17 protein-coding genes are annotated in these 20,917 nt (G+C 57.0%); 6 read left to right on the forward strand and 11 right to left on the reverse strand.

Annotated elements, in window-relative coordinates; genetic code table 11:
* Window positions 1–32: 32 nt before the first annotated feature.
* The 3 genes from hisC (at window position 33) to tpx (ending at window position 2,125) form a co-directional block, all read left to right on the forward strand.
* Window positions 33–1,091, forward strand: coding sequence for a histidinol-phosphate transaminase (gene hisC / locus GSR16_RS01375; RefSeq protein WP_159874799.1), 1,059 nt, complete (start codon window positions 33–35; stop codon window positions 1,089–1,091).
* A 37-nt stretch (window positions 1,092–1,128) separates the two neighbouring features.
* Complete coding sequence (locus GSR16_RS01380) at window positions 1,129–1,518, forward strand: carboxymuconolactone decarboxylase family protein (RefSeq protein ID WP_045847912.1); 390 nt, start codon at window positions 1,129–1,131, stop codon at window positions 1,516–1,518.
* Window positions 1,519–1,627: 109 nt separating this feature from the next.
* Window positions 1,628–2,125, forward strand: a complete 498-nt coding sequence (gene tpx, locus GSR16_RS01385) for a thiol peroxidase (protein WP_159874800.1) — start codon at window positions 1,628–1,630, stop codon at window positions 2,123–2,125.
* A gap of 66 nt (window positions 2,126–2,191) precedes the next feature.
* Here tpx and GSR16_RS01390 read toward each other — a convergent pair whose 3' ends face one another.
* The 11 genes from GSR16_RS01390 to GSR16_RS01440 form a co-directional block, all read right to left on the reverse strand.
* A complete protein-coding gene (locus GSR16_RS01390; protein ID WP_159874801.1) occupies window positions 2,192–3,781 on the reverse strand; it encodes a methyl-accepting chemotaxis protein in 1,590 nt (529 codons plus the stop codon).
* A gap of 262 nt (window positions 3,782–4,043) precedes the next feature.
* Entirely contained in the window at window positions 4,044–7,292 is a 3,249-nt protein-coding gene (locus GSR16_RS01395) for an ImcF-related family protein (protein ID WP_159874802.1), read from the reverse strand.
* Between the two features lie 159 nt (window positions 7,293–7,451).
* Complete coding sequence (locus GSR16_RS01400; protein WP_159874803.1) at window positions 7,452–7,937, reverse strand: hypothetical protein; 486 nt, start codon at window positions 7,935–7,937, stop codon at window positions 7,452–7,454.
* 61 nt (window positions 7,938–7,998) lie between these two features.
* Window positions 7,999–8,487, reverse strand: a complete 489-nt coding sequence (locus GSR16_RS01405) for a hypothetical protein (protein WP_159874804.1) — start codon at window positions 8,485–8,487, stop codon at window positions 7,999–8,001.
* Window positions 8,488–8,542: 55 nt separating this feature from the next.
* Window positions 8,543–8,962, reverse strand: coding sequence for a hypothetical protein (locus tag GSR16_RS01410; protein WP_159874805.1), 420 nt, complete (start codon window positions 8,960–8,962; stop codon window positions 8,543–8,545).
* Between the two features lie 207 nt (window positions 8,963–9,169).
* Window positions 9,170–10,537, reverse strand: coding sequence for a hypothetical protein (locus GSR16_RS01415; protein WP_159874806.1), 1,368 nt, complete (start codon window positions 10,535–10,537; stop codon window positions 9,170–9,172).
* Between the two features lie 172 nt (window positions 10,538–10,709).
* Window positions 10,710–11,402 carry a M23 family metallopeptidase gene (locus tag GSR16_RS01420; RefSeq protein WP_159874807.1) on the reverse strand — a complete coding sequence of 231 codons (693 nt, stop codon included), beginning with the start codon at window positions 11,400–11,402 and terminating at the stop codon, window positions 10,710–10,712.
* A 51-nt stretch (window positions 11,403–11,453) separates the two neighbouring features.
* Window positions 11,454–13,745 (reverse strand): type VI secretion system Vgr family protein, encoded by a 2,292-nt coding sequence (locus tag GSR16_RS01425; protein ID WP_159874808.1) that lies wholly within the window; start codon window positions 13,743–13,745, stop codon window positions 11,454–11,456.
* A gap of 22 nt (window positions 13,746–13,767) precedes the next feature.
* Window positions 13,768–14,061, reverse strand: coding sequence for a PAAR domain-containing protein (locus tag GSR16_RS01430; RefSeq protein WP_159874809.1), 294 nt, complete (start codon window positions 14,059–14,061; stop codon window positions 13,768–13,770).
* A complete protein-coding gene (locus GSR16_RS01435) occupies window positions 14,058–15,392 on the reverse strand; it encodes a hypothetical protein (RefSeq protein ID WP_159874810.1) in 1,335 nt (444 codons plus the stop codon). Before GSR16_RS01435 ends, GSR16_RS01430 begins: the two co-directional genes overlap by 4 nt.
* A 331-nt stretch (window positions 15,393–15,723) precedes the next feature.
* A complete protein-coding gene (locus GSR16_RS01440) occupies window positions 15,724–16,503 on the reverse strand; it encodes a DeoR/GlpR family DNA-binding transcription regulator (protein WP_159874811.1) in 780 nt (259 codons plus the stop codon).
* Window positions 16,504–16,805: 302 nt separating this feature from the next.
* On the opposite strand from GSR16_RS01440, the gene GSR16_RS01445 reads away from it, so the two are divergent.
* From GSR16_RS01445 to GSR16_RS01455, 3 genes are read left to right on the forward strand one after another with little or no spacing between them, the layout of a single operon-like run.
* Window positions 16,806–18,188, forward strand: a complete 1,383-nt coding sequence (locus GSR16_RS01445; RefSeq protein WP_159874812.1) for an NAD(P)/FAD-dependent oxidoreductase — start codon at window positions 16,806–16,808, stop codon at window positions 18,186–18,188.
* Window positions 18,185–19,411 carry an FAD-dependent oxidoreductase gene (locus GSR16_RS01450; protein WP_159874813.1) on the forward strand — a complete coding sequence of 409 codons (1,227 nt, stop codon included), beginning with the start codon at window positions 18,185–18,187 and terminating at the stop codon, window positions 19,409–19,411. The genes GSR16_RS01445 and GSR16_RS01450 overlap by 4 nt, the downstream gene beginning before the upstream one ends.
* The gene (locus tag GSR16_RS01455) at window positions 19,411–20,823 is read left to right on the forward strand and encodes an FGGY family carbohydrate kinase (protein WP_159874814.1); all 1,413 of its coding nucleotides are present in this window, start codon (window positions 19,411–19,413) and stop codon (window positions 20,821–20,823) included. The genes GSR16_RS01450 and GSR16_RS01455 overlap by 1 nt, the downstream gene beginning before the upstream one ends.
* Window positions 20,824–20,917: the final 94 nt, after the last annotated feature.

A 20,917-nucleotide genomic window follows, 5' to 3' on the forward strand; every position in this document is an offset into this window, starting at 1 on the left:
CTGCGTTTGGCGTGGCCGGGAAAGGTTGAATCATGAGTCGTTTCTGGAGTCCGGTGGTGCATCAGCTCACCCCTTATGTGCCGGGCGAGCAGCCCAAGCTGGATACGCTGATCAAGCTTAATACCAATGAAAACCCCTACGGGCCGTCGCCCAAGGTGCTGGCGGCCATCCGCGCCGCCACCGACGACAGCCTGCGCCTGTATCCGGACCCGAGCGGCGAAAAGCTGAAAGATGCCATTGCCGGCTACCACGGCGTCAGCCGCCCGCAGGTGTTTGTGGGCAACAGCTCGGACGAGGTGCTGGGCATTGTGTTCCAGGCGCTGCTCAAGCACGAACAGCCCTTGCTGATGCCGGACATCAGCTATGGTTTTTACCCGGTGTATTGCGGCCTGTTCGGCATCGAAGCGCGTCAGGTGCCGCTGGATGACAGCCTGTCCATCCGGGTGGAGGACTACCGCCAGCCCTGCGGCGGGGTGATTCTGGCCAATCCGAATGCGCCCACCGGCCGCCTGCTGCCGTTGTCCGCCATCCGCCAGCTGCTGGATGACCATCCCGACCAGGTGGTGGTGATCGACGAAGCCTATGTCGATTTTGGTGGCGACAGCGCCATCGCACTGGTGAACGACTATCCCAACCTGCTGGTGGTGCACACCCTGTCCAAATCGCGCTCGCTGGCCGGGCTGCGCGTGGGCTATGCGGTGGGTGATGCCACGTTGATTGAGGCGCTGGAGCGGGTGAAAAACAGTTTCAACGCCTACCCGCTGGACCGGCTGGCGCTGGCCGGGGCGGTGGCGTCATTCGAAGACGACGACTACTTCCGCCACACCTGCCAGGCGGTGATGCGCACGCGGGAACAACTGACAGCGCAATTGCAGGCACTGGGCTTTGAAGTATTGCCCTCGGCGGCCAATTTCGTGTTTGCCCGCCATCCGCAGCACGATGCGGCCATGCTGGCCACCGGCTTGCGTCAGCAGGCGGTGATCGTGCGCCATTTCACTGCGCCGCGTATCAACCAGTACCTGCGCATCAGCATCGGCACCGATGCCGAATGCGCACGGCTGGTGCAAGTGCTGGGCAGCCTGCTGTCCTGAGCATCCGACTTCATTACTAGCCACGAAAGGAGCAGACATGAGCGAGCAAGACCGCGCCGCCGGCAAGGCCCGTCGTACCCAGGTGATGGGCGAGGCTTTTGTGGAACGGGCGATGAGCAATCTGGATGGTTTTTCCGCCCCCTTGCAGGACTGGCTGAACGAGCATGCCTGGGGCAGCACCTGGCAGCGCGAGGGGCTGGACCTGAAAACCCGCAGCCTGATCACCTGCGCCATGCTGGCAGCGCTGGGCCGCAGCACCGAGCTGAAAGGCCATGTGCGCGGCGCCATTAATAATGGTGCCAGCCTGGTGGAAATCCGCGAAGTGCTGCTGCATAGCGCGGTGTATGGCGGCGCACCGGCTGCCGTGGAAGCGTTTCGCAGTGCGCGCGAAGTGCTGAACGAGCTGGGACTCAAGCTGGAAGAATAGGCTGACTGGCGGCAGGGTTGATTTTCTGCCGCCAGGCCCCACACTGAGTGCATCTCCACCCCGGCGGCCGGTCGCAGCATTGGCCGCCTTTGCTTGAAGGAAGTGACACATGGCATCTGTAACCCTGCGCGGTAACCCGGTTGAAGTGGCAGGCACCCTGCCGGTCAAGGGCGACAAGGCTCCGGCCCTGACGCTGACCAATGGTGATCTGGCTGACGTGACTCTGGCCGACTTTGCCGGCAAGAAGAAAATCGTCAACATTTTCCCCAGCGTGGACACCCCGACTTGCGCCACTTCGGTACGCAAGTTCAACGAAAAAGCCGCAGGCAAGGCCGACACCGTGGTGCTGTGCGTTTCTGCCGACCTGCCGTTTGCGCAAAAGCGTTTCTGCGGCGCCGAAGGCATCGAGAACGTGGTGAACCTGTCCACCTTCCGCAATGCCGACTTCCTGCAAGCCTGGGGCGTGAAGCTGGCTTCCGGCCCGCTGGCCGGCCTGACTGCCCGTGCCGTGGTGGTACTGGATGCCGACAACACCGTGCTGCACAGCGAGCTGGTAGCCGAAATCGGCAGCGAACCCAACTACGACGCCGCGCTGGCGGTGCTGTAAGCAGCCTGTACAGGAGTAGTAAATGATAACGGCAGCCCACGGGCTGCCGTTTTTGCATCGGGTGTTTTATTGTTGTGGCTGCAGCCGGAACCAACTGAGTGCCTGAGTCAGCACGCCGGCTGACTCGGCCATCTGGCGCATTACCGGATTGGCATCACGCATCTGCTCGTCGATGCTGCTGGCCAGGTGAGCCAGTTCAAAACCATGCTGGCGGATACTATTGCCGGCTTCGCTCTGCTGCTGGCGTACATGGCTGATCTGCCCCATCAACTGGTCCAGTTCGGCCAGCGCCTGATCCACGCCGGACAGTGCCGCGTCCAGTGCCTGCTGGGCATGCTGGTTGTCATGACTGGCCTTGCCGGCGGTATCGATGGCATCGCCCAGCGACTGTTTTACGGTTTCTACCTTGGCCAGGCTGTCGAAAATGCGCGAAGTGGCACTGGCCGTGCGCTCGGACAGCTTGCGCACCTCATCGGCCACCACGGCAAAACCACGGCCCTGTTCGCCCGCCCGCGCTGCCTCGATGGCGGCGTTGAGCGCCAGCAGATTAGTCTGGTCGGCCACATCGCGAATCAGGGTGCTGATCTGGGCAATGTCGCCAATCGACTGGTTCAGCTGCTGCATCTCCTGCATGGCCGAATCAATGCGCCCGGCCAGATCCTGCATGGCGGTGGCATTGGCACTGCCCAGCTGGCGAGCCTGCTCGGTACGTTGCAGCGCCTGTTGCGAACCGGCTTCGGCCTGGGCGATGAACTGCGCCACGCTGTCTGCCTGGCTGGCAATCTGTGCCGCTGCTTCGTTGCTCAGATTGGCCTTGCCGCTTTGCAGGCGGCTGGCGTCAGCGGCCTGGCTGGTGATCAATTGTAGTTGCTGGCTGTCACGCTGGTTGCGGCTGGCATGCTGATGCACATTGGCCAGCAGCTCGCTCAGCCGCTCCAGAAAACGGTTGATGCGGGCCGCCATTTGCGCCAGCTCGTCTTTCCCCTGTTCTGGCAGGCGTGCTGCCAGATTGCCTTCACTCAGCGCATCCACCGCACGGCCCATGGCTTCCATCTGCAGCTTGAGGCGGCGTGCCAGCGCCAGTTGGATCAGCACTACCGCCACGCTGGCCAGCAACAGCGGCCCCAGAATGTAAAAGGCCAGTTGCTGCAGCATGGCATGCATGGCTGATTCTTCGGCTGCCTGACTGCGGCTGGCATGGGCCAGCTGCTTGTCCAACAGTGTCACCAGCGGCACCAGGCTTTGCTGATAGGCCTGCTCGGGAATGGACAAGGCGTCCTGCGGTGCGCTTTCGGCAATCGTCAGTGCGCTTTCCAGATTGCGGGTGTATTGCTGCCACAGCTGATTGCTTTGTTCCTGGAATGGCTTGGCTTCGGCCTCTGGCAGGGCGCTGGCAATCTGGCCACTCAGTTGTTGCACTTGCTGTTTGACCTGTTGCAAGTGCTTGGCGGTGTCCGGCTGCAGCGGATCGGCACGGGACAGGCTGAGCACACTGGCCTTGAACTGGTACAGATTGGCTGACAGTTGCTGATGCTGGCTGTAGTCGTCCACATGCCGGGTAAGGGAGAACAATTGCTGGCTGGTTACGGCCAGTACGATCAGCAGGCTGGCTACGGTAAACAGGACGGTCAGCCATAAACGCTTGATAAGAGACATGAATGCGGCTTCTGCACGATGATGCTGCGCAGTGTAGACCCCGCGAATGACAGTTCCATGACATGACTTAATGCCAAATGCTTAGAGTTGCCTGTGAAGTCACTGCATCATTTACAAGCGGATCTTGGTAATCCGGGCTGGGTACAAGCAATGCGGCATCGGTCGCCGTCATGCGCAAGAGACTGGCATCAGGAATACGGCGAGGCCGCAAGCCAGCCAGCGTGGGGATGCCGTGCCGCATTGCTCTGGCCGGTTAACGGAATCAGCGCGTGGCGCTCATGTTCTCTCTGGTGGCCGTGGGCGGCCCGGGCAAGGCAAATACCCGTGACGGCAGCTTGAATTGCAACAGCTTGAGCAAGGCCAGTGGTCCCTCGCTGGCGCTTGTGCGCAGGATATAGCGCGCGGTCAAACCATCAGGCAGGGCAAAGTCCAGTTGAAAGCGGGCTTTGTCCAGTTGCACCACCCTGGCTTTTTCCAGCAAGCGGATGAAGGCCCAGCGGCCGCTGAATTCCAGGGTTTGTTGCGTCCCGGTGCTGAGCGACTGCCACTGCAAGCGGGTGCCGGTATTCTGGCCTGTCGCCGGCCAATGCATGGCTAGCCACGTTTCACGCTGGTTGAAGTATTTTAATTCCTGGCCGTCAATGAAGAGTGTTGTTTCGATCAGCCCGGGCATGGCAACAGGGCGCAGGTCAAACTGGTAACTGGCATCACCTTCGGCATACAGCAAGCTGGACAGATGACTCAGCATATTCACGGCATTGAGGAAATTGGCATCGAAGGGTGCCGCATTCACCAGAGTAGGGCTGGGAAGCCACTGATCGCCTTCTTGCACCAGCGCACCGGCGAGTGTGTTGCCCAGGAAGCGGGCAATCGCCCCTTGTTCCGGTGCCAGAAAGCCGGTGAGGACCGGGATGGAGGCTTCGTTGTCCGTGGCATTGAAGGGGAAGCGCCCGGCAACTTTACTGCCCCACGGCAAGAAGACGCTGCGCTGCCACAAATCATTGATGTCAAAGGCCGCAGGCAACATCACCACCTGATTTGCGCTATCCAGTGGGCTGACAAACAACTGTTGTGCAAAGCCCGCCCATTCCGCCCCCATGCTTGCCGCCAGCATGGCAGCGTAGTTCTGGCCATGGGCCAGCGCATTCTGTTCGCCTTTGAACAGCGCCTGTGCCAACTGCCGCGACGCGGCATCAGGATTGGGCGAGGAGGCCAGCTGCTGCAGTTTCAGCCGCACCGAGGTGACGGATTCCAGATAGCGCGCCAGGCTGAGCGTGTTGTTGCCCTTGCCATCATCCGGGGCCGTCAACTGTAACAAGGGGCCAAAGGCACTTGCTAGCGGATCACTGCGTGCAGGATCTTGCGTGGCTGCCTTGTCGGTGGATTTGCCCACCAGCGCGCGGGTTTTGTCGAGCAAGTCACGCGCCAGGGATTTTTCGGTGGCACCGGCCTGCCCCTGATACTGAATCATATGCATCAAGGCCAGCAGGGGTGAGCGTTGTGGATCGGCGTAAGTGCTCAATTGCGCCACGGCGCTGGGCAAGGAATTGGCAGATTGCCAGCGCAGCCCGTTCAGCCAGGCTTGCCAGGCGGCGGCGTAGTCGGTGAAATAGCGTTGCCGCAGCCGGGTTTTAAGCAGGCTGCCTTCGCTGCGTGCGGCTTCTGCCCCCATCACCCATAGCGCCTCGCCGCCTTGTTTTGGATCGGCAGCATCAATCGCTGCATTCACATAGCCTTCCCATGCTTCGCGGGTGTAAGCCCCAGAGATGGTGCCGGGCAGCAGAAACAGGCCACGGCTGTCTACACCAGGTAACAGGCTGCTGGCGGTGCGGGCCGGATATTTCTCGCCAGCCTGCTGCAGGATGGACTGGTAAATCGTCTCGTCGCCATGCTCCACCCCATTGAGGCCAAGCAGTGTCTGGCGCGCACCTGCTACGACTGTTGGCAAGGCCGCCAACTTCCATTCCGGGTGTGCTGCCAGATGCTGCGCATAAAACTGCAGGATTTGCGCATGCGCCTGATCGTTGAATCCACTACGTTGGCGTAGTTGATCCGACAGGAATGCCGCTTGCGTGCGGGACGGCGTATCCAGCATCAAATAAGCTTTCAGGCTGTCAAACCCCACCTTGCTGGCCAGCGAAATCGCCTCGCCACCGCCCGACAGGGGCAGCTTGTTCAGCTCAAGCAAAATGCGCTGGATATCCTGTTGCGCAGGCGCAATCACCCACTGCCGGGCCGTTTTGCCATAAGTTGCAAACAGCGGCGCTTGCACCCTGTCATTCAGGTTCAAACCAAAGCGTGATAGCAGGGGAATACCGGCGTTGGCTTGCTGTGACAGCTGCTGCAATAACTGTTGGCTGCTCAACAAGGCTGGCAAGGCCTGCCTGATGGTGCGGGCGGCATTCAATTGTGCGATACGGGCCTGGGCATCCACCGCCAGCGCGTGATTGCGCACGGCAGATACCCCCACGCCCACGGCCAGCAGCAGGGAAAGCGCCAATACCAGCCAGCCGATGTGGTCGGTCAGCGCAAGTCGATGCCTGCGCGGTGCGGACTGCACACAATCCTCCACCACATGGCCTGCAATATGCGATAAGTCCGGACCGGCAATCCACGCCAGGCGAATGATGTGCTGCCCGTCTGGCAGGTGGCGGCTGATCTGCGCCAGGGATTCGGCCAGATTATCAATCACGCCGGGCTGCTCCAGCGCAGCGGAAAAAGCCAGCGTGGCAGAGCCCTTATGCGCCAGCAAGGCTGCCTGGCCGTCTATGGCGCTCTGCCAAACCAGCTTGTGCAAGTCGGCCCGCGTCTGTGCTGCATTGCCGGGTTGGGTCAGCAGGCAGGAAATGCCTTGCTCTGGCACCGTCCAGCCGGTAAGGGCAAGGCAGACCGGCAGCCGCCAGTGACAGCGTGCATTCAAATCCAGTAGCTGCTGCAGTTGCACACTCCCGGTGTTGGGCAATGCGTCCCCCACCAGGGTGACGGCATCCAGCGGCACACGCCAACGGCCACGCAAACGGGCGAGGAGCTTTGCTGGCTGCTCCGGGGTGACGCGCAGCAGCAAGGCATCCGGGCTATCCAGCCAGAGCGGTGCCGGGGCCTGGTCGACATCCGCCAGGCTGGACACCGCCTTCTCCGGCAATAGCGTTGCCACCCATGGCTTGATGCTGCGCCATTTGCCCGGGTACTGATGGCGCATGTATTGCAGGACGGAATCCAGGCCGTCCGACCTGTCATCCATAGCGGTGTTGGCACGGTGAAAGCGAGGAGCCGACAACGCAGCAGGTCCCCGGATCAGCAGCAGTAACCAGACAAATACCGCCAGGGTTGGCAGTAACACAGCCCAGAAGAAAAGACTGGTTTGCAACAAGAAGCCATCCGTCGGCCCCTGAGACAGCGTTTTGCCATACAACCAGACCAGCAACAGCGCCAGTGCTCCAATTGCAAACAGGATGAGGGGTATCCAGTAAACGCGGCGCGGGGTAGGGGAAGAGCTTGGCAGGCTGGTCATGGCGATGGCTTCTCACGTTTGGCAATGCAATTCAAAGGACATTCACGCTTACACACGGTCAGCGCTGGCGGAGTTATTGCAAATCAAAATGTGGTTTGAGTGACGACTGGCCGGCCTATGCGCCCTGCCTTTGTCGTTATTGGTGGAAAACGCTGGGCGTTATTTGCTTTCATCACCATCCAGTAAATCTGATTTGGACCAATTGCACAGACTGGCAGGTGGGCTAGCCTTGGCCGCGCCTGAATCAGGGAAGAAAAAATACTCTTTTTTTGTTTTTTTGGAAAAGTAACGCAGAACTGTTATGCCATCTTGATATAGATAAAAGGAGTAGTAGCCAGTATTTTTCTTGTTAATCATTTCACGGTATAAGTTCTCATAATCTTTGGTTGCTCCGGAAAACGCAATATTATAATTAGATGAATACTTCAATGGAATTGAAGCGCCATTATTGTATTTTACATAACCATTTCTGAGTGGGCCTTGCGGCAGGGTCAGGCTGATAAAAATAGGCTTTTTATCTCCCATGGCAGAAAAGCAGTAGGTGTTGGTTTCATTAATTCTGTTTTCGGATGTGGCCGGGAGCGCGGATGCATGCGCCGTGATGACAATAAGGGCGCTAATTAGGCCAGTGAGTTTTATTAGCATGACAGTCCTTGATAAATAAATTGAACAAATCAAAACCAATACTTCATACCTATGTGCTTGATTATTTTTTCAACAGGCTAGATTTTGACCAGTCGCAGACTATGCCTGTTGCATCTTCTTTTTGTGCCCCTTGGTCAAGAGATAATTGATAGTGTTTATTTTTTTTCTTGGAGAAATATACAACGTCTGTACTTGGAGGGGCTTTCATATATACAGTGTAAATATAATACCCAGTCATTTTGTTGTTCATTATTTCGGCGTATGTTTGCATGTCAGCCTCACCATAAATTTTTGATTTTTCTCTGCCTATGTCTTCTGAATAGAGATATTTCAGACGTCTTTTAGGTCCATTGTTATGTTGTGCTTCACCAGTGTTCTGTTGGTCACGAAATAAGTTGAAATTAATAAATATAACTTCATTTTTGTCTCGCACTGAAAAGCAAGTGGGGTCGGATATATCTAATTCATATATTGAACTTCCCTGGCTGTTAGTCGCATGCGCTGCAATAGTAAACAGAAAGATGACTGCGATGGTTGGCTTTCTTAACATTGGTATCCTTGCAGTGGGGATTGTGGTGGATGTTTTAAATAATTATTTGATTTGCTTAGTTTTCACTATTATTTAATAGATTTGACTTGGACCAGTCACACCCAATGGCCGGTACTTGTATTTTTGAATGTGCAGCTCCTAAATCGCGAGATAGATTGTACATTTTATTTTTCTTTTTGGAGAAGTACGCAATGCCTGGAGGTGCTCTTGTGTATACAGTGTAGATGTAATATCCAGTCATTTTATTATTCATCATTTCGGCATAAATTTGTCTTTCTTCATCAGTGGCTGATCTATTGGTTTCTATTGTTTCTGTGTATAAATATTTAAGGCGTAATGTTGGGCCGTTAATATGTTTGGCAAAACCACCTTGTTGTTCATTGGAAAATAGCATTAGTCTGATAAATGTAAGATCACTCTTCTCTCCTCCTGAATAGCAATAGTCACTAAATACATCTATTTGGGTTGTTTGCATTTCCTCTCCGTTGATGGCTGGGCTGGTAAAAATGAAAAAAATGTAAACTAAGAAAGTAAATATTATTGACATGTATATATCTCTTTGCGATTATTCTTTCATTGTTAATATTTAAGGTCTTTGTAATGTGTAGGGTATGCTAAATGAGTGGGTGGTTTTAATGTATTTCTTTATTATCTTTCCATTTTTGTCTTTCTCATCGGATTCTTATTCTTTGCTATTTCTACGCCAGTCAAAAGTGATGTTCACACCCCCTTTGGGTGGGATGGAATCATGCAAAATCCATTTGCAATACTCCAAGGCTTGTAGTCGTCGTTCAAGCCCTTCAATTTTATGTTCGAGAACCTTGCCATTGATGCCTTTGCTGACCTCGATGCCATTTTGAATGGTATTCCCTACATCACACAGACGGTGTAGCATAACTGCATATGGTGATTGATTGCTAATCCAGTAAAAGCCACTGCTATCAATGCAGCCAAATACATTATTGATGGACGGAGGTTTTTTATTTTTTGGGCCTGGCACTCCTGGTTTTGCAATCATCAGGTCTGGGTCCCAGCCTAATTCCGCATACACACCAAGCTGTGCATTTTTGGTGGGTGGTATTCCACGAAATTCACCATACTTTGAATAAGAACCTTTGTGTGTGAGTTGAATAATGCCGCGTCCCCAATAGGGCTTGTATTTTGCGCTTTGAAGATGTGGCTCGGCTAAAAATGCCAGATAGCTGGTTTCTGGAATGGTCTGGGAAATAAAATGGGCTAATCTTCCTTTGCTGTGTAATATTCCATATTTGTTAAAGCCTTGGCATAGTGCCTTTGTCCAGGTTTTGGCCGTGGAGAATGCTGCCTCCCAACTCTTGGATTCGGTTTTAAATTGCGTATCAACAAGGCGTTTTAGTGTTCTTGGCAGTAATTGCGCAAATTCAAACTCCGACAGCCAATTACATTTCCTGAAATGCAGGATGAACTCCCTGGGATTGAAGAACCAGACATCTTCGGTTATCGCGCCCTGGTAAAATGCCTTGCTGGCATTGTCTACAGTAGGTAGACAAGCACTGGGGAATTTATTGTTGTTGTCGACGAATCGCTGCCAGAAGCAGGCTTTGTCCAGGTCGTCCATTAATTTCTGGAATTTGCTATTGTCTAGTGGTATGGGGTTGAGCGGGAATGCCACTTTACGCCATTGTTGGCGCACTGCCTTCTTTGCTTTGTCCCATTCGCTGGGAATTTTGCAAATCATCTTTGATAGTTTGCTACTGACAGCCGGGTCAGTTAATGCCCGTTGTAATGCGGCTGCGTTTTTCTCGCTGCCCGCTGGATACAGTAGTGAATGAATGATTTTGCTATCACACAGGCCGTTATCAACCGGATCATCATCGATGAGGGTCCAGTCTGCCCAGTCCGGAAAATCGCCATCACTAAATACGGTAATGGGCTTTGCGCCCTGGGCGGGTGCGGCATTGAGATTGACCCAGGCCAGGCCCTGTGGTGTGTCAATCTGATGCCAGTGTGGAATGTCATGGCCAATTTTCTGGGTGTTGACCTCATCAAGGATGCGGCCAAATTTCAGCATTTCATAAATTGCGCTAGGTGTGCTCTTTTTATAATTTTTGCTAATTGTTATTGATTTGTTATGGAGATTATATTCGTAGTTTTCGTAAAAATCTTTATGCTTGGCTGAGCAAGGAATGGCAGTGTATTCATTATTATTAAGTAACTTTGTAGTGATTGCTGCGTCTCCCTTCTCAAATTTGATGGTGACGTATAAATCTGTCGTACTCGGTGTTGGGTTTTTTGAGGGTGGATGCGCTGTAATCTGGCGCTGTCGCCTGGAAATATAAGGGAGTGCCTGCCGGGATGTAGTAGTGGGTATCGCCGTAAACAATGTTTTTCCGGCCGGATTTGGCGAGGTTCAGCTTGCCGCTGCTGCGACCGGTGATTTTCTTTACATTTGCGCCGCTGCAAAATATTTCAAAATGGATGCCGCTATTGTCTGCCACGTTACCGACATGGCCAATCAGGTCTTTTCTATAGACGGGGCTGCCCTTGGCGTAGGCTGTCTTGATTGCTTCATTGATGACTTGCAGGTGTTGATAGCAGGAGTAATACACAATGCAGCCTTCTGCCTCGCTGCCAATCTGGGTTTCATGCCTGATGATCACCACTCCGTTGGAGTTGGCGTGCTCGCTGAGGTCTGTTCCTTTGTCCTCGGCGTAATACATGACGGCACCGTCAGCAATCGCCCATACGGCGTTGTTGTCCCCCGATCCGACAAAGCCGGTAATGTGCAGGCCGGGGTGCCATTGGCCGGATTTCCCTACTGGATATCCGCCCCTGTCGCGATTGGGCATCATGCTTTCCAGCCATGCCCTATCTTCTTTCTGGGTGGTGGTTTGTGCTTGTGCTGGCTTTAGTAGTACGGGTGGTCCGATTAACATGGTTGGTCCTTGCCCTTATTGAATAATGAGCTGGTGGATAATCAATACCCTTTATTCCGAGTAGTTCTCATCAAGGCTTAATTCGGTTTTGGGAAATGCGCTGATTGGATTAGGCAGCCCCGCCTTCCCCTCATTACTCAGCGTGCCGTGCAGCTTGATATCACCGAACACTTCGATGCCTTTAGCACTGATGCGGATGCCATGGCCGCCGGCCGCCAGTTCAATGCTGTCGTGCCCGGCCACGCTGATGTGCTGGTTGCTGTTCAGCCGCAGGGACTTGGCTGCCGACACCGCCAGCGGGCCGCCTTGTGCCTGGATGTCCACGCTGCCCTGGTTGGCATACAGACGTGCGCCGCCGCTGCGGGCAAACAGGCTGATGGCACCGTTGGCGTTGTGGCGGATGTCGCCCAGTGCGGCGTGGCTGATGTGCTGTCCGGCGGTGACGGCATAGCTGGCACCTGCGGATTGCTGGATGGTGTGCGGGGTGGTGAGGCCGATGCCGGCCGGGGCGCTCATCAGGATGCCGGCCTGTGCCAGTTGTTTGAGCGAGTGCTGTAGCAGGTCGACCTGGGCCTGGACATCCGGCGGCAGGGCCTGGGCGGTGGTCGCGGCATCGGCCAGGGCTTTGGCCAGCCGGTTGGCTTGTTCCAGCTGATGCAGTGCTGCGGCCATGTCCAGTTGTTGGGTGGCGGCGACGGATTTGGCTTCGGCGCTGATGAGCAGGCCTTTGCCAGCGCGGATGGCACCCCAGTGGTCGGTACGGATTTCAAACCCTTCTCCGCGTTGCTGGCGTGTGGCATCCACCAGGTGGCCGATATTCAGTTGGGCCTTGCCGTACTCGGTGGCCAGCTTGATGTGCTGTTTGCCTTGCAAGTCCTCCATGCGCAGCTTGTTGTTGGCCTTGGTACGGATGACGTTGCGGCTGTTCCATTGCGTGGTGATATGGTCCGGGTGGGTGCTGTCATGGGTGATGGAGGCGATGTATGGCGCGTCGGGGTCGCCATCGCTAAAAGCCAGGTTGACGATGGTGCCGGCGTGGATAGGCATGTGGAAACCGAATTGCCCGCCTGCAAACGGTTTGGCCAGACGGACGGCGCGTGAGTCTCCACCGGGGCTCCATTTGTCCAGATCAAACAGGTAGCGCACGCGGTAGCGGCCATGCTCGTCGATGAAGGGGTATTGGTAGCTGTTATTACCGGGGCTCACCACCATGGCGGGCAGGGTGCTGTGAATGCGCGGTTTGGGGAGCAAGGCAGGACGCCAGATGCGGTCTGAAGGGATGGCCTCAAAAGTGTTTTCATAGGCTTGGTCACGGCGGCCACGATGTATCACCGCCGTGATCAGCCAGCCGTGAGGGGCATCTGCAAACGGTCGAGTCAGGCGTAGCACTTCGCCTGGTCGAAGCCGGCACACATTGCCCTTGCCGCTGGCGATGCATTGCCGGCTGACGGACAGTTGGTGACGTAGCTGCGCTACCCGGTCGGATTCATCTTTGTCCCGGTTGCCATCGCCCCACTCATAGTCTTCGCCGTACGCAGCAGGAACGTCTACGCTAAATCCTGCTGTCCCATCCAGTGGAGTACTGGCCGTCATGTCGTTGAAATTGCGTCGTCGCGTGGTTTTCAGCATCGGGTGGTGGCGAATGGTGAGTTCGGTGATGGCCTCCGTCCCGATACTTTCCAGTCCTGCATGTTCCTTCAGCTCGATGTCGTTCAGGTTTCCCCGACAGTAATGTTCGAGGTTGTTACCAAAGTTGATGACATCCTTGCCGTCTTTGGATTGAGTGAACTGGTAGAAGATGCCGGCATGGGCGGCAATGCGGGATAGGAAGGCCAGATCGGTTTCGCGGAATTGGGTGATGTGTTCGTATGAGGCTTGTACGCCGGTCAGGTTGAAACTGAAATCGGTGCCATCTAGCGCATGTTTGCGCAATAGCGCTTCAATCACCTGCGCAACTGTCGCGTTTTGGAACAGGCGGGTGCTGCGACTGTCCTGCAGCAGGGCAATGCGTGGGCTGATTTCGAAGGTATACAGCGTTTCTTCCGGGGTGCTGCGGGCACGTTGCGCATGTCGTACCACACCGTGCCAGCTGCGTTGTCCTTCCTGGCCGGTCGGGAGTGGGGACAGGCTGGGAATCGCCAGCGGTGGTGCCGTCGATTGCGGTGTGATGGTGAAGGTAACCGGCTGGCCAATCAGGCGGGCCAAGGCCAGATCACGCTCTGCCATCGTTACCGATATGGTCAGTTGGTATGGTCTATCTAGTGCTTCTTCAATGTGAAATTCATAAACCGATAGCGCAAGCTTGAAGCGGGACGGGAATGCTAACTGGTAAGGATTTTGCATGGACGTAGGCTCTTGAGGCAGGTCAGACGGCGACACGCCATTCTTCACAATCGTGGATCAGGCGCGGGTGGTCAGGGCAGCGGCACAGCACGAGGTCATCGTTGAGCGCCAGGGTTTTTCCCTTGATATTGTTTTGCCCCAGTGTGCCGCGTGGCCCGGCCATCGCAATGACGCCGGTTGTGCCACAGATATCGCAGCGCACCCTGGCGCCGATGAAGGACACGGGAATCCCAAGTAGTGTCGGCCCATCGACCATACCTTCCACGACTTCACCGCGTCCGGTGATACGACAGCCGAGGCGAATGACAAATCTCATGTGTTGGCTCCTGTTGTGGTCGATTCGGGCGGTAGTGCAATGCCAGCCCAGTGCTGATTTTCCTGCTGGCCTTGCCAGCCAACCGCTTGTTGCCGCAGCGACGAGGCTTCCACTGCCATTGCTGCCATGATCCAGCAGCCCAAGGCACCGGGATTGCCCCAGTAAGGTTCATGTTCCACGGCGTCGATTTGCCAGCCTGCTGCGGATAGTTCTTCCGGGCTGTCACGGTTCAGGCTGAAAAAGGATGCGGGCGGATTGGCCAGTGCAGCATTGCGCTGTGCCAAAGCCAGATGTTCTGGTGCGCTGAACAGCACCGGTCGAGACAGGCTGCCACCATCCGGCGTATTGCTTGCCAGCATGGCAAAGGCGGCTTCGGCGGCCGGGGGGCGATTGCTTGCGCCGAAGCTGGCCGCAGGCGTGGCGATGCCTGCCAACAGGTGATAGCTGGCGTGTTGCCGGGCGTGGAGTGCGTCAATCACCTGATCAATGTCCTCGGGGCTGTGCAAGCGCTGAGGATGTGCAGTCAAAAAGATGCCCAGTTCGCTGGCATGTTGTCGAAAGCGTAGCCACGCGTCTTCGCTGCCACTCCAGGAAACGGGGACCGATGGGTTCAACACCGGTCGCGGCCACTCCGCCAGCATCGTGGCCAGTTGGGCGGGGAGGTATTGGGCGGCGGGAAGGCGTTGTTCCTGTTCTTCCTCATCGGATGTCATGTCGGATACTGCTGCGTCGTCCGCTAGCGGGACATCGACTTCTTCGCTGGTTTCATCATCGGCAACTGCCTCGTCGTCAGCCGCATAAGCGTCCCACATGGCCGCGTCTGTATCCTGCTGGCCGTCTGCTTCGGATATGGATTCCGGCTCAGCCAGATAGGGCGGTGCCGCGGACTCGCATTGTGGCACCTGTAACAAGTTGCAGAATGGCACCGGTTTTGCCCTTTGTTGCCGGAGCAGAATCTGGCGATCTGCCGCGTGCATGCAGGCCGGTCCAAGCAAGGCGATATGCGGGATAAAAAGTCGCGCTTTGCGGCGCTGTTCTTCCTGGTGATACGCGGCGAGATGCAAGGCATTGCGGTGATCAACAACCCAGCCTGCCAGCAGCCAGAAGCTGTAGCGCAACAGTGTCCAGAAGCAGGAAAGCATGAAACCGGGCGCGGCAGCCTTGAGCCAGAAGCCCGTCAGAGGGGCAGCTTTTGCTGTGCTGACTGCCGTGGTGTAGGTGCTGATCAGCGTTGAGAGCAAGGTGCAGGCGAGGATCAACATCACATAGTGCGGCCAGCGGGGCTTGCCTGGCAGTGTTTCTTGCTGCAGTTGATTTTCAGATGCTTGCATGCCGTGGTGACCGGTCGCTGGGGGCTATAGATCGGGCATTACACGGCCAGACATTTGCATCAGCAATGTCCACTCAGCCAGTTTTACCGACCGGCCTTGTCTAAAGAATGGTGGGGGCCGATTGGCCTGCCTTGCTAAGGGCGCGCAATGACGGCAAGCGAATGCTTGGCCGCAGTGGTGTGATGACGTTCATGTGCAAACCGTGTTACGGCTTGTCCGCACGGATAACCGCCTGCTGCGGCGCAAGAGTCTGGAGCAAGGCGCATCGCCGCAGACCGTACATGGCGTACGGCAAGGCGGCGCAAGGCTGGAGCGGGGGGGTTATCGGGTCTTAATCTGCAATGTGTACCTCGACATTGGCTCGCTGCAAGGCATGGGAGAGTGTGTCGTCCGGGCGATGATTCACGACCAGTCGGTGGATGTTCTCCAGCCCGCAAACCCGGAACAAGGCGGTAGCACCGAATTTGCTGGCGTCGGCAAGCACGGTGAGCCGCCGGGCCTGGGCAATCATGGCTTTGGCGATATCTGCCTCGGCTAGGGAAAAGTCCATTACCCCGTTTTCGTCGATGGCACCAACCGTTAGCACGACATCGGTGGTATTGAACTGCTGAATTTGTGTGATGGCCAGGCCGCCGACGCTTTCCGAGGCGTCGGCCAGGTATTCGCCACCAATCAGGAACACTTTGTTGCTGCGATCGCCCCGCCCAATGAGCTGGGCGATGGCCAGAGAATTGGTGATGATGGTCAGGTGCTGCTTGCGGGCCAGTTCCTGCGCCAGGGCCAATGTGGTGGTGCCCGTATCAATCAGCAGGGAATCACCGGCTTTGAACAGGCTGGCCGCCAGGCGCGCAATGCGCTGTTTTTCCTCGGCATGCTGCATGCGGCGCTGACGAAAATCATGCTCAACCGGCTCATCCGAACTCATTGCTCCGCCATGGTATTTCTTGAGCAAGCCATGATTGGCCAATACGGTCAGATCCCGTCGTATTGTTTCGCGTGAGGCAGCTGTCAGGACTGACAGACGTTCCACACTGATCTTTTTGTGCTCTCGCACCAAGTCAAGAATGGCTTCCTGGCGCTGTTGGGGTTTGTGTGGTCCGGTGATTTTCATGCGACATGCCTGGGTTTGAAGCAGGGAATCCAAGGGAAATGTCTGTCCATTCTGGCTTATTCGCATCCCATGCGCACTATATCGCCGCCGTTTGCCTTCGAGGTCCGACATACGGGCTGTGCTGACCTTGGTTGAACATGGGTTGTATGCAGCACATCTTTCCCACTTTTTGTTGCGTTGGTGGCTGATTGCGGGACTTTCCCTGTCAATTAGTCATATTGTGGATTTTTCAGTCATTACATATTGTTTATTCATATTTTTTTGACCGTACGGTCATTGTGTTTGACTGAAAAGGAAGGCCTATGTTTGACGTTGCCATCATCGGCGCGGGTGTCGTGGGCTGTGCGGTTGCCCGCCGATTTGCCTTGCTTGGGGCCAAGGTGGTGTTGATGGAAAGCGGTGCCGATATTTTGTCTGGCGCTTCCAAGGCTAACAGCGCCATTTTGCATACCGGCTTTGATGCTCCGCCCAATAGCGTGGAGTGGCAGCTGATACAGGCTGGCCGCGCTGAATATCTGGCCATCCATGAAAAACTGAACCTGCCACTGATTCAAACCGGAGCCCTTGTCTGCGCCTGGAGCGAGGAGGAAGCCAGCAAGCTGGAGCAGATTCATGCTGCCGGTTTGCACAATGGCGTGACCGATCTGGCCCGGCTGTCCGACGCACAAGCCAGAACCCTGCAGCCGGGCTTGTCATCGCGTCTGTGTGCCGCCTTGGCGGTGCCGGGGGAGGCCATCATTGACCCCTGGTCCGCGCCGCTGGCGTATGTGACGCAAGCCATCAAGCTGGGGGCCACGGTCATGCGCAATAGCGAAGTGCTGCGTGGTGAGTTTGCTGGCAATACATGGTCTTTGCAGACCGGTACACAGACAGTAGAGGCCCGCGCGCTGATTAACTGCGCCGGTTTATATGGAGATGAAGTGGATCGTCGCCTGGGCTTGCCGGTGGCATTCCAGATCAAACCACGCAAAGGGCAGTTTGTGGTGCTGGACAAGGCGGCTGTGCGCCATGTGCGCAGCATCATCCTGCCAGTCCCCACCGAAACGACAAAGGGCGTGGTGGTATGCCCCACGGTGTTTGGCAATGTGCTGATCGGGCCTACTGCCGAGGAGCAGGATGCGCGTCAGCGTGCCACGGTGGTGCAGGACACCTTGGCGGGCCTGATCCGCCGCGGCGCGGAGATTCTCCCCGCGCTGCAAGGCATGCCGGTGACTGCGGTCTATGCCGGTCTGCGCCCTGCTACCGAGCAGAAAGCCTATCGCATATTCAGTCGCCCCGCGCAGCGGGCCATCACGCTGGGGGGAATCCGCTCCACCGGCCTGAGTGCTGCGCTGGGCCTGGCGCAGCATGCCGTCACACTCTACCAGCAGTTTGAGTCTGAGCCTTTCAGCCCGCCGGTGGATATCCCCTGGTTTGCCATGCCCAATTTGGCGGAAGGGTATGAGCGGGACTGGCAACGCCCGAATCACGGCGAGATGGTGTGTCACTGTGAGCTGGTAACCAAGCGCGAGATTGCACTTAGCATGACCAGCCCGTTGCCGCCGGGGGATTTTGGCGGTCTGCGCCGGCGTACCCGTGCCGGCATGGGGCGCTGCCAGGGTTTTTATTGCAATGCCACGCTGGCGGCAATGACCCAAGGCAAGCTGGCGGTCGACTTGGCCGTCACTGCCAAGGGGGAGCAATGACTGCGCCGCAGATTGATGTGCTGATTATCGGTGGCGGCCCCGCAGGTGTGGCTGCCGCGCTGGCTCTGCGTCAACAAGGGGTGGCCAAGGTGGTGCTGCTGGAGCGCGAAGCCGAGCTGGGTGGGGCCACCCGCCATTGCAGCCACTCGCCATTTGGTATGCGGGAATATCGCCGCATCTACCTTGGCCATGCCTATGGCCGCCGCTTGGAGGCGGAGGCGCGCCAGGCGGGTGTGGAGGTGCGTACGCAGCATTCCGTGGTTCGCTTTGAGGGCGAGGATGGCGTGCTGGTCAGCTCTCCCTTGGGGGTGGAGACGCTGTATGCCCGGCGCATCATTACCGCGACAGGAGCCCGCGAACAGCCGCGTGCAGCACGCTTGGTGTCCGGGGATAGGCCCATTGGCGTCCTCACCACCGGTGCGCTGCAGGCGTATGTTGCATTTCATGGCCTGATGCCCTTCCAGCAGCCCCTGATTGTGGGGTCGGAGCTGGTGTCGATGTCTGCCATCCTGACCTGTTTGTCACACGGTGCCCGACCGGTGGCTGTCATTGAAGAAGGCGCGGGTGCCATTGCCCGTGTGCCCATGCGCTGGCTGCCTTATGTGACGCGCATTCCCTTCCATGCGCAAACCCGGCTAGTGGAAATTTTGGGGCAGGGTAGGGTAGAGGCGGTGATGCTGCAGACCGGAGGCACAGTGCGCAAGCTGGCGTGTGACGGCGTGCTGTTCACCGGCCAGTTTGTTCCCGAAACCGCGCTGTTGCAGAACATGGATGACGGTGTGCCGCAGGGCGGTGCCGGTGCGCTGATTGACCAAGACGGGCGCTTGGATAATCCCCGCCATTTTGCCGCAGGCAATGTATTGCGCGGCATCGAAACCGGTGGCTGGGCCTTTCGTGAAGGCCGGGCGGTTGGCCATGCGGTGGCGCAAGATCTGCTTGGCCCCCCTGTCGCAATCGCGGGCGTACAGGTTCGCTATGCGCCACCAATCAAACTGGTGGTTCCCGGTCTCATACGGCCTGGCTTTCTTGGCCAGCCTGCATTTTCCCGCTTCCAGTTGCGCGTCAGCAGGCCGGTTCGCGGGGTGATCAGTCTGCAGTTGGATGGCTTGGCCGTTTGGCAAAAACAGGGGCAATGGTTACCGGAGCGGCGGATTCTGGTGCCGATCCCTCATCAGGCAAACCATGCCAAGACCATCGAATTTCATTGCCAGGAGATTCAATAATGCGTATCGCTGCCATTGATCAGGGAACCACCTCCACCCGCTGCTTACTGGTTGACGATGCCGGCCAGTGCGCGCTGGCCGGGGCCCGTCGTCATGCCCGTTATCATCCACAGGCGGGCTGGGTTGAGCATGACCCGGAAGAGCTGCTACGCAATATCATTGCCTTGCTGGAAAGTGCCGGCCCGGTTGATGCAATTGCCATTTGCAATCAGGGTGAAAGTTGTCTGGCCTGGGATGCGCAAACCAGGCAGCCCTTGTCGCCAGTACTGGTCTGGCAGGATGCCCGTACCGCAACCGCCCTGGCGCAGATGGGCGAGGCGGCGGAACTGCGCTCCAAGCGCATCAGCGGCTTGCCGCTGGACCCCTACTTTTCCGCCAGCAAACTGGCCTGGATGATCCGCAATATCCCGGCGGTAGCCGCCGCCCTGGAGCAGGGCCGTCTGCGGCTGGGTACGACCGATGCGTTTTTTCTGGACCGATTGTGCGGCACCTTCGCCACCGATTGGGCCACTGCATCGCGTACCGGACTGCTGGATATTGAAAGTGGGCAATGGAGTGCCGACTTGTGCGCCTTGCACGGCGTACCCATCCATTGCCTGCCGGAAATTCGCGCGGTCGATGCTGGTTTTGGCGCTATTCAGGGCATACCGGTCAGGGTATCCATTGTGGACCAGCAGGCGGCACTGTACGGCCATCAATGCCGCCAGCGTGGCGATGGCAAGATTACCTTCGGCACCGGGGCATTCTTTCTGGCACTGACCGGGGCGCAACGCCTGAAGCCGGCAGATCTGCTACCCACCATCGCCTGGAAGAAACAGGATGAAGCCGCCTGCTATGCCATTGAAGGGGGGGTATATGACGCAGGTGCCGCCCTGGAATGGGCGCGCCGGATTGGCCTTTACTCGGCACTGGAAGAGTTGGACCAGTTTGAAGGCCCCACCGCCATCAGCCGTGGCATCGTATTTGTACCTGCCTTGTCCGGCTTGGCTGCCCCGTATTGGGACCGCCATGCGGCACCACTATTCATTGGCATGGACCATGCCACCGAGCGGCGCGACATGATCCGTGCCGTGCTGGAAGGCATTGCCATGCTGACCGCCAAACTGGTGGCAACCGCAGCCTTGTCCTTGCCGCTAGGCACAAGAATTTCTATTGATGGCGGGCTGTCGCAAAGCCGCTATTTTGCCCGCTTCCTTGCCTCGGCCTGCCAAAAAACCATCAGCGTCCCCTCCATGTACGAGCTTAGCGCGCTAGGCCTTGCCAGCTTGTGCGGGCTGGATATTAGTCGCATGGCCGGTGCCATCACCACCCATGAACCCGGCCGCTTGGTTTCGCAACACGACCATGCGGTATTTGCTGAAGCCATCCACCGCGCAGGCGCATGGCGGAGCCAACTTGTTGCGCGCGGCTAACAAGCGCGCAGCGTTCCTGGGGCAAGGCGCGCCGCTGCCGACAGTACAAGCGGTACGCCAAGCAGGCGCAACGCCGCGGCAGGTTTTTTGTTAG

This window comes from Aquitalea denitrificans (assembly GCF_009856625.1).
GTDB lineage: Bacteria > Pseudomonadota > Gammaproteobacteria > Burkholderiales > Chromobacteriaceae > Aquitalea > Aquitalea denitrificans.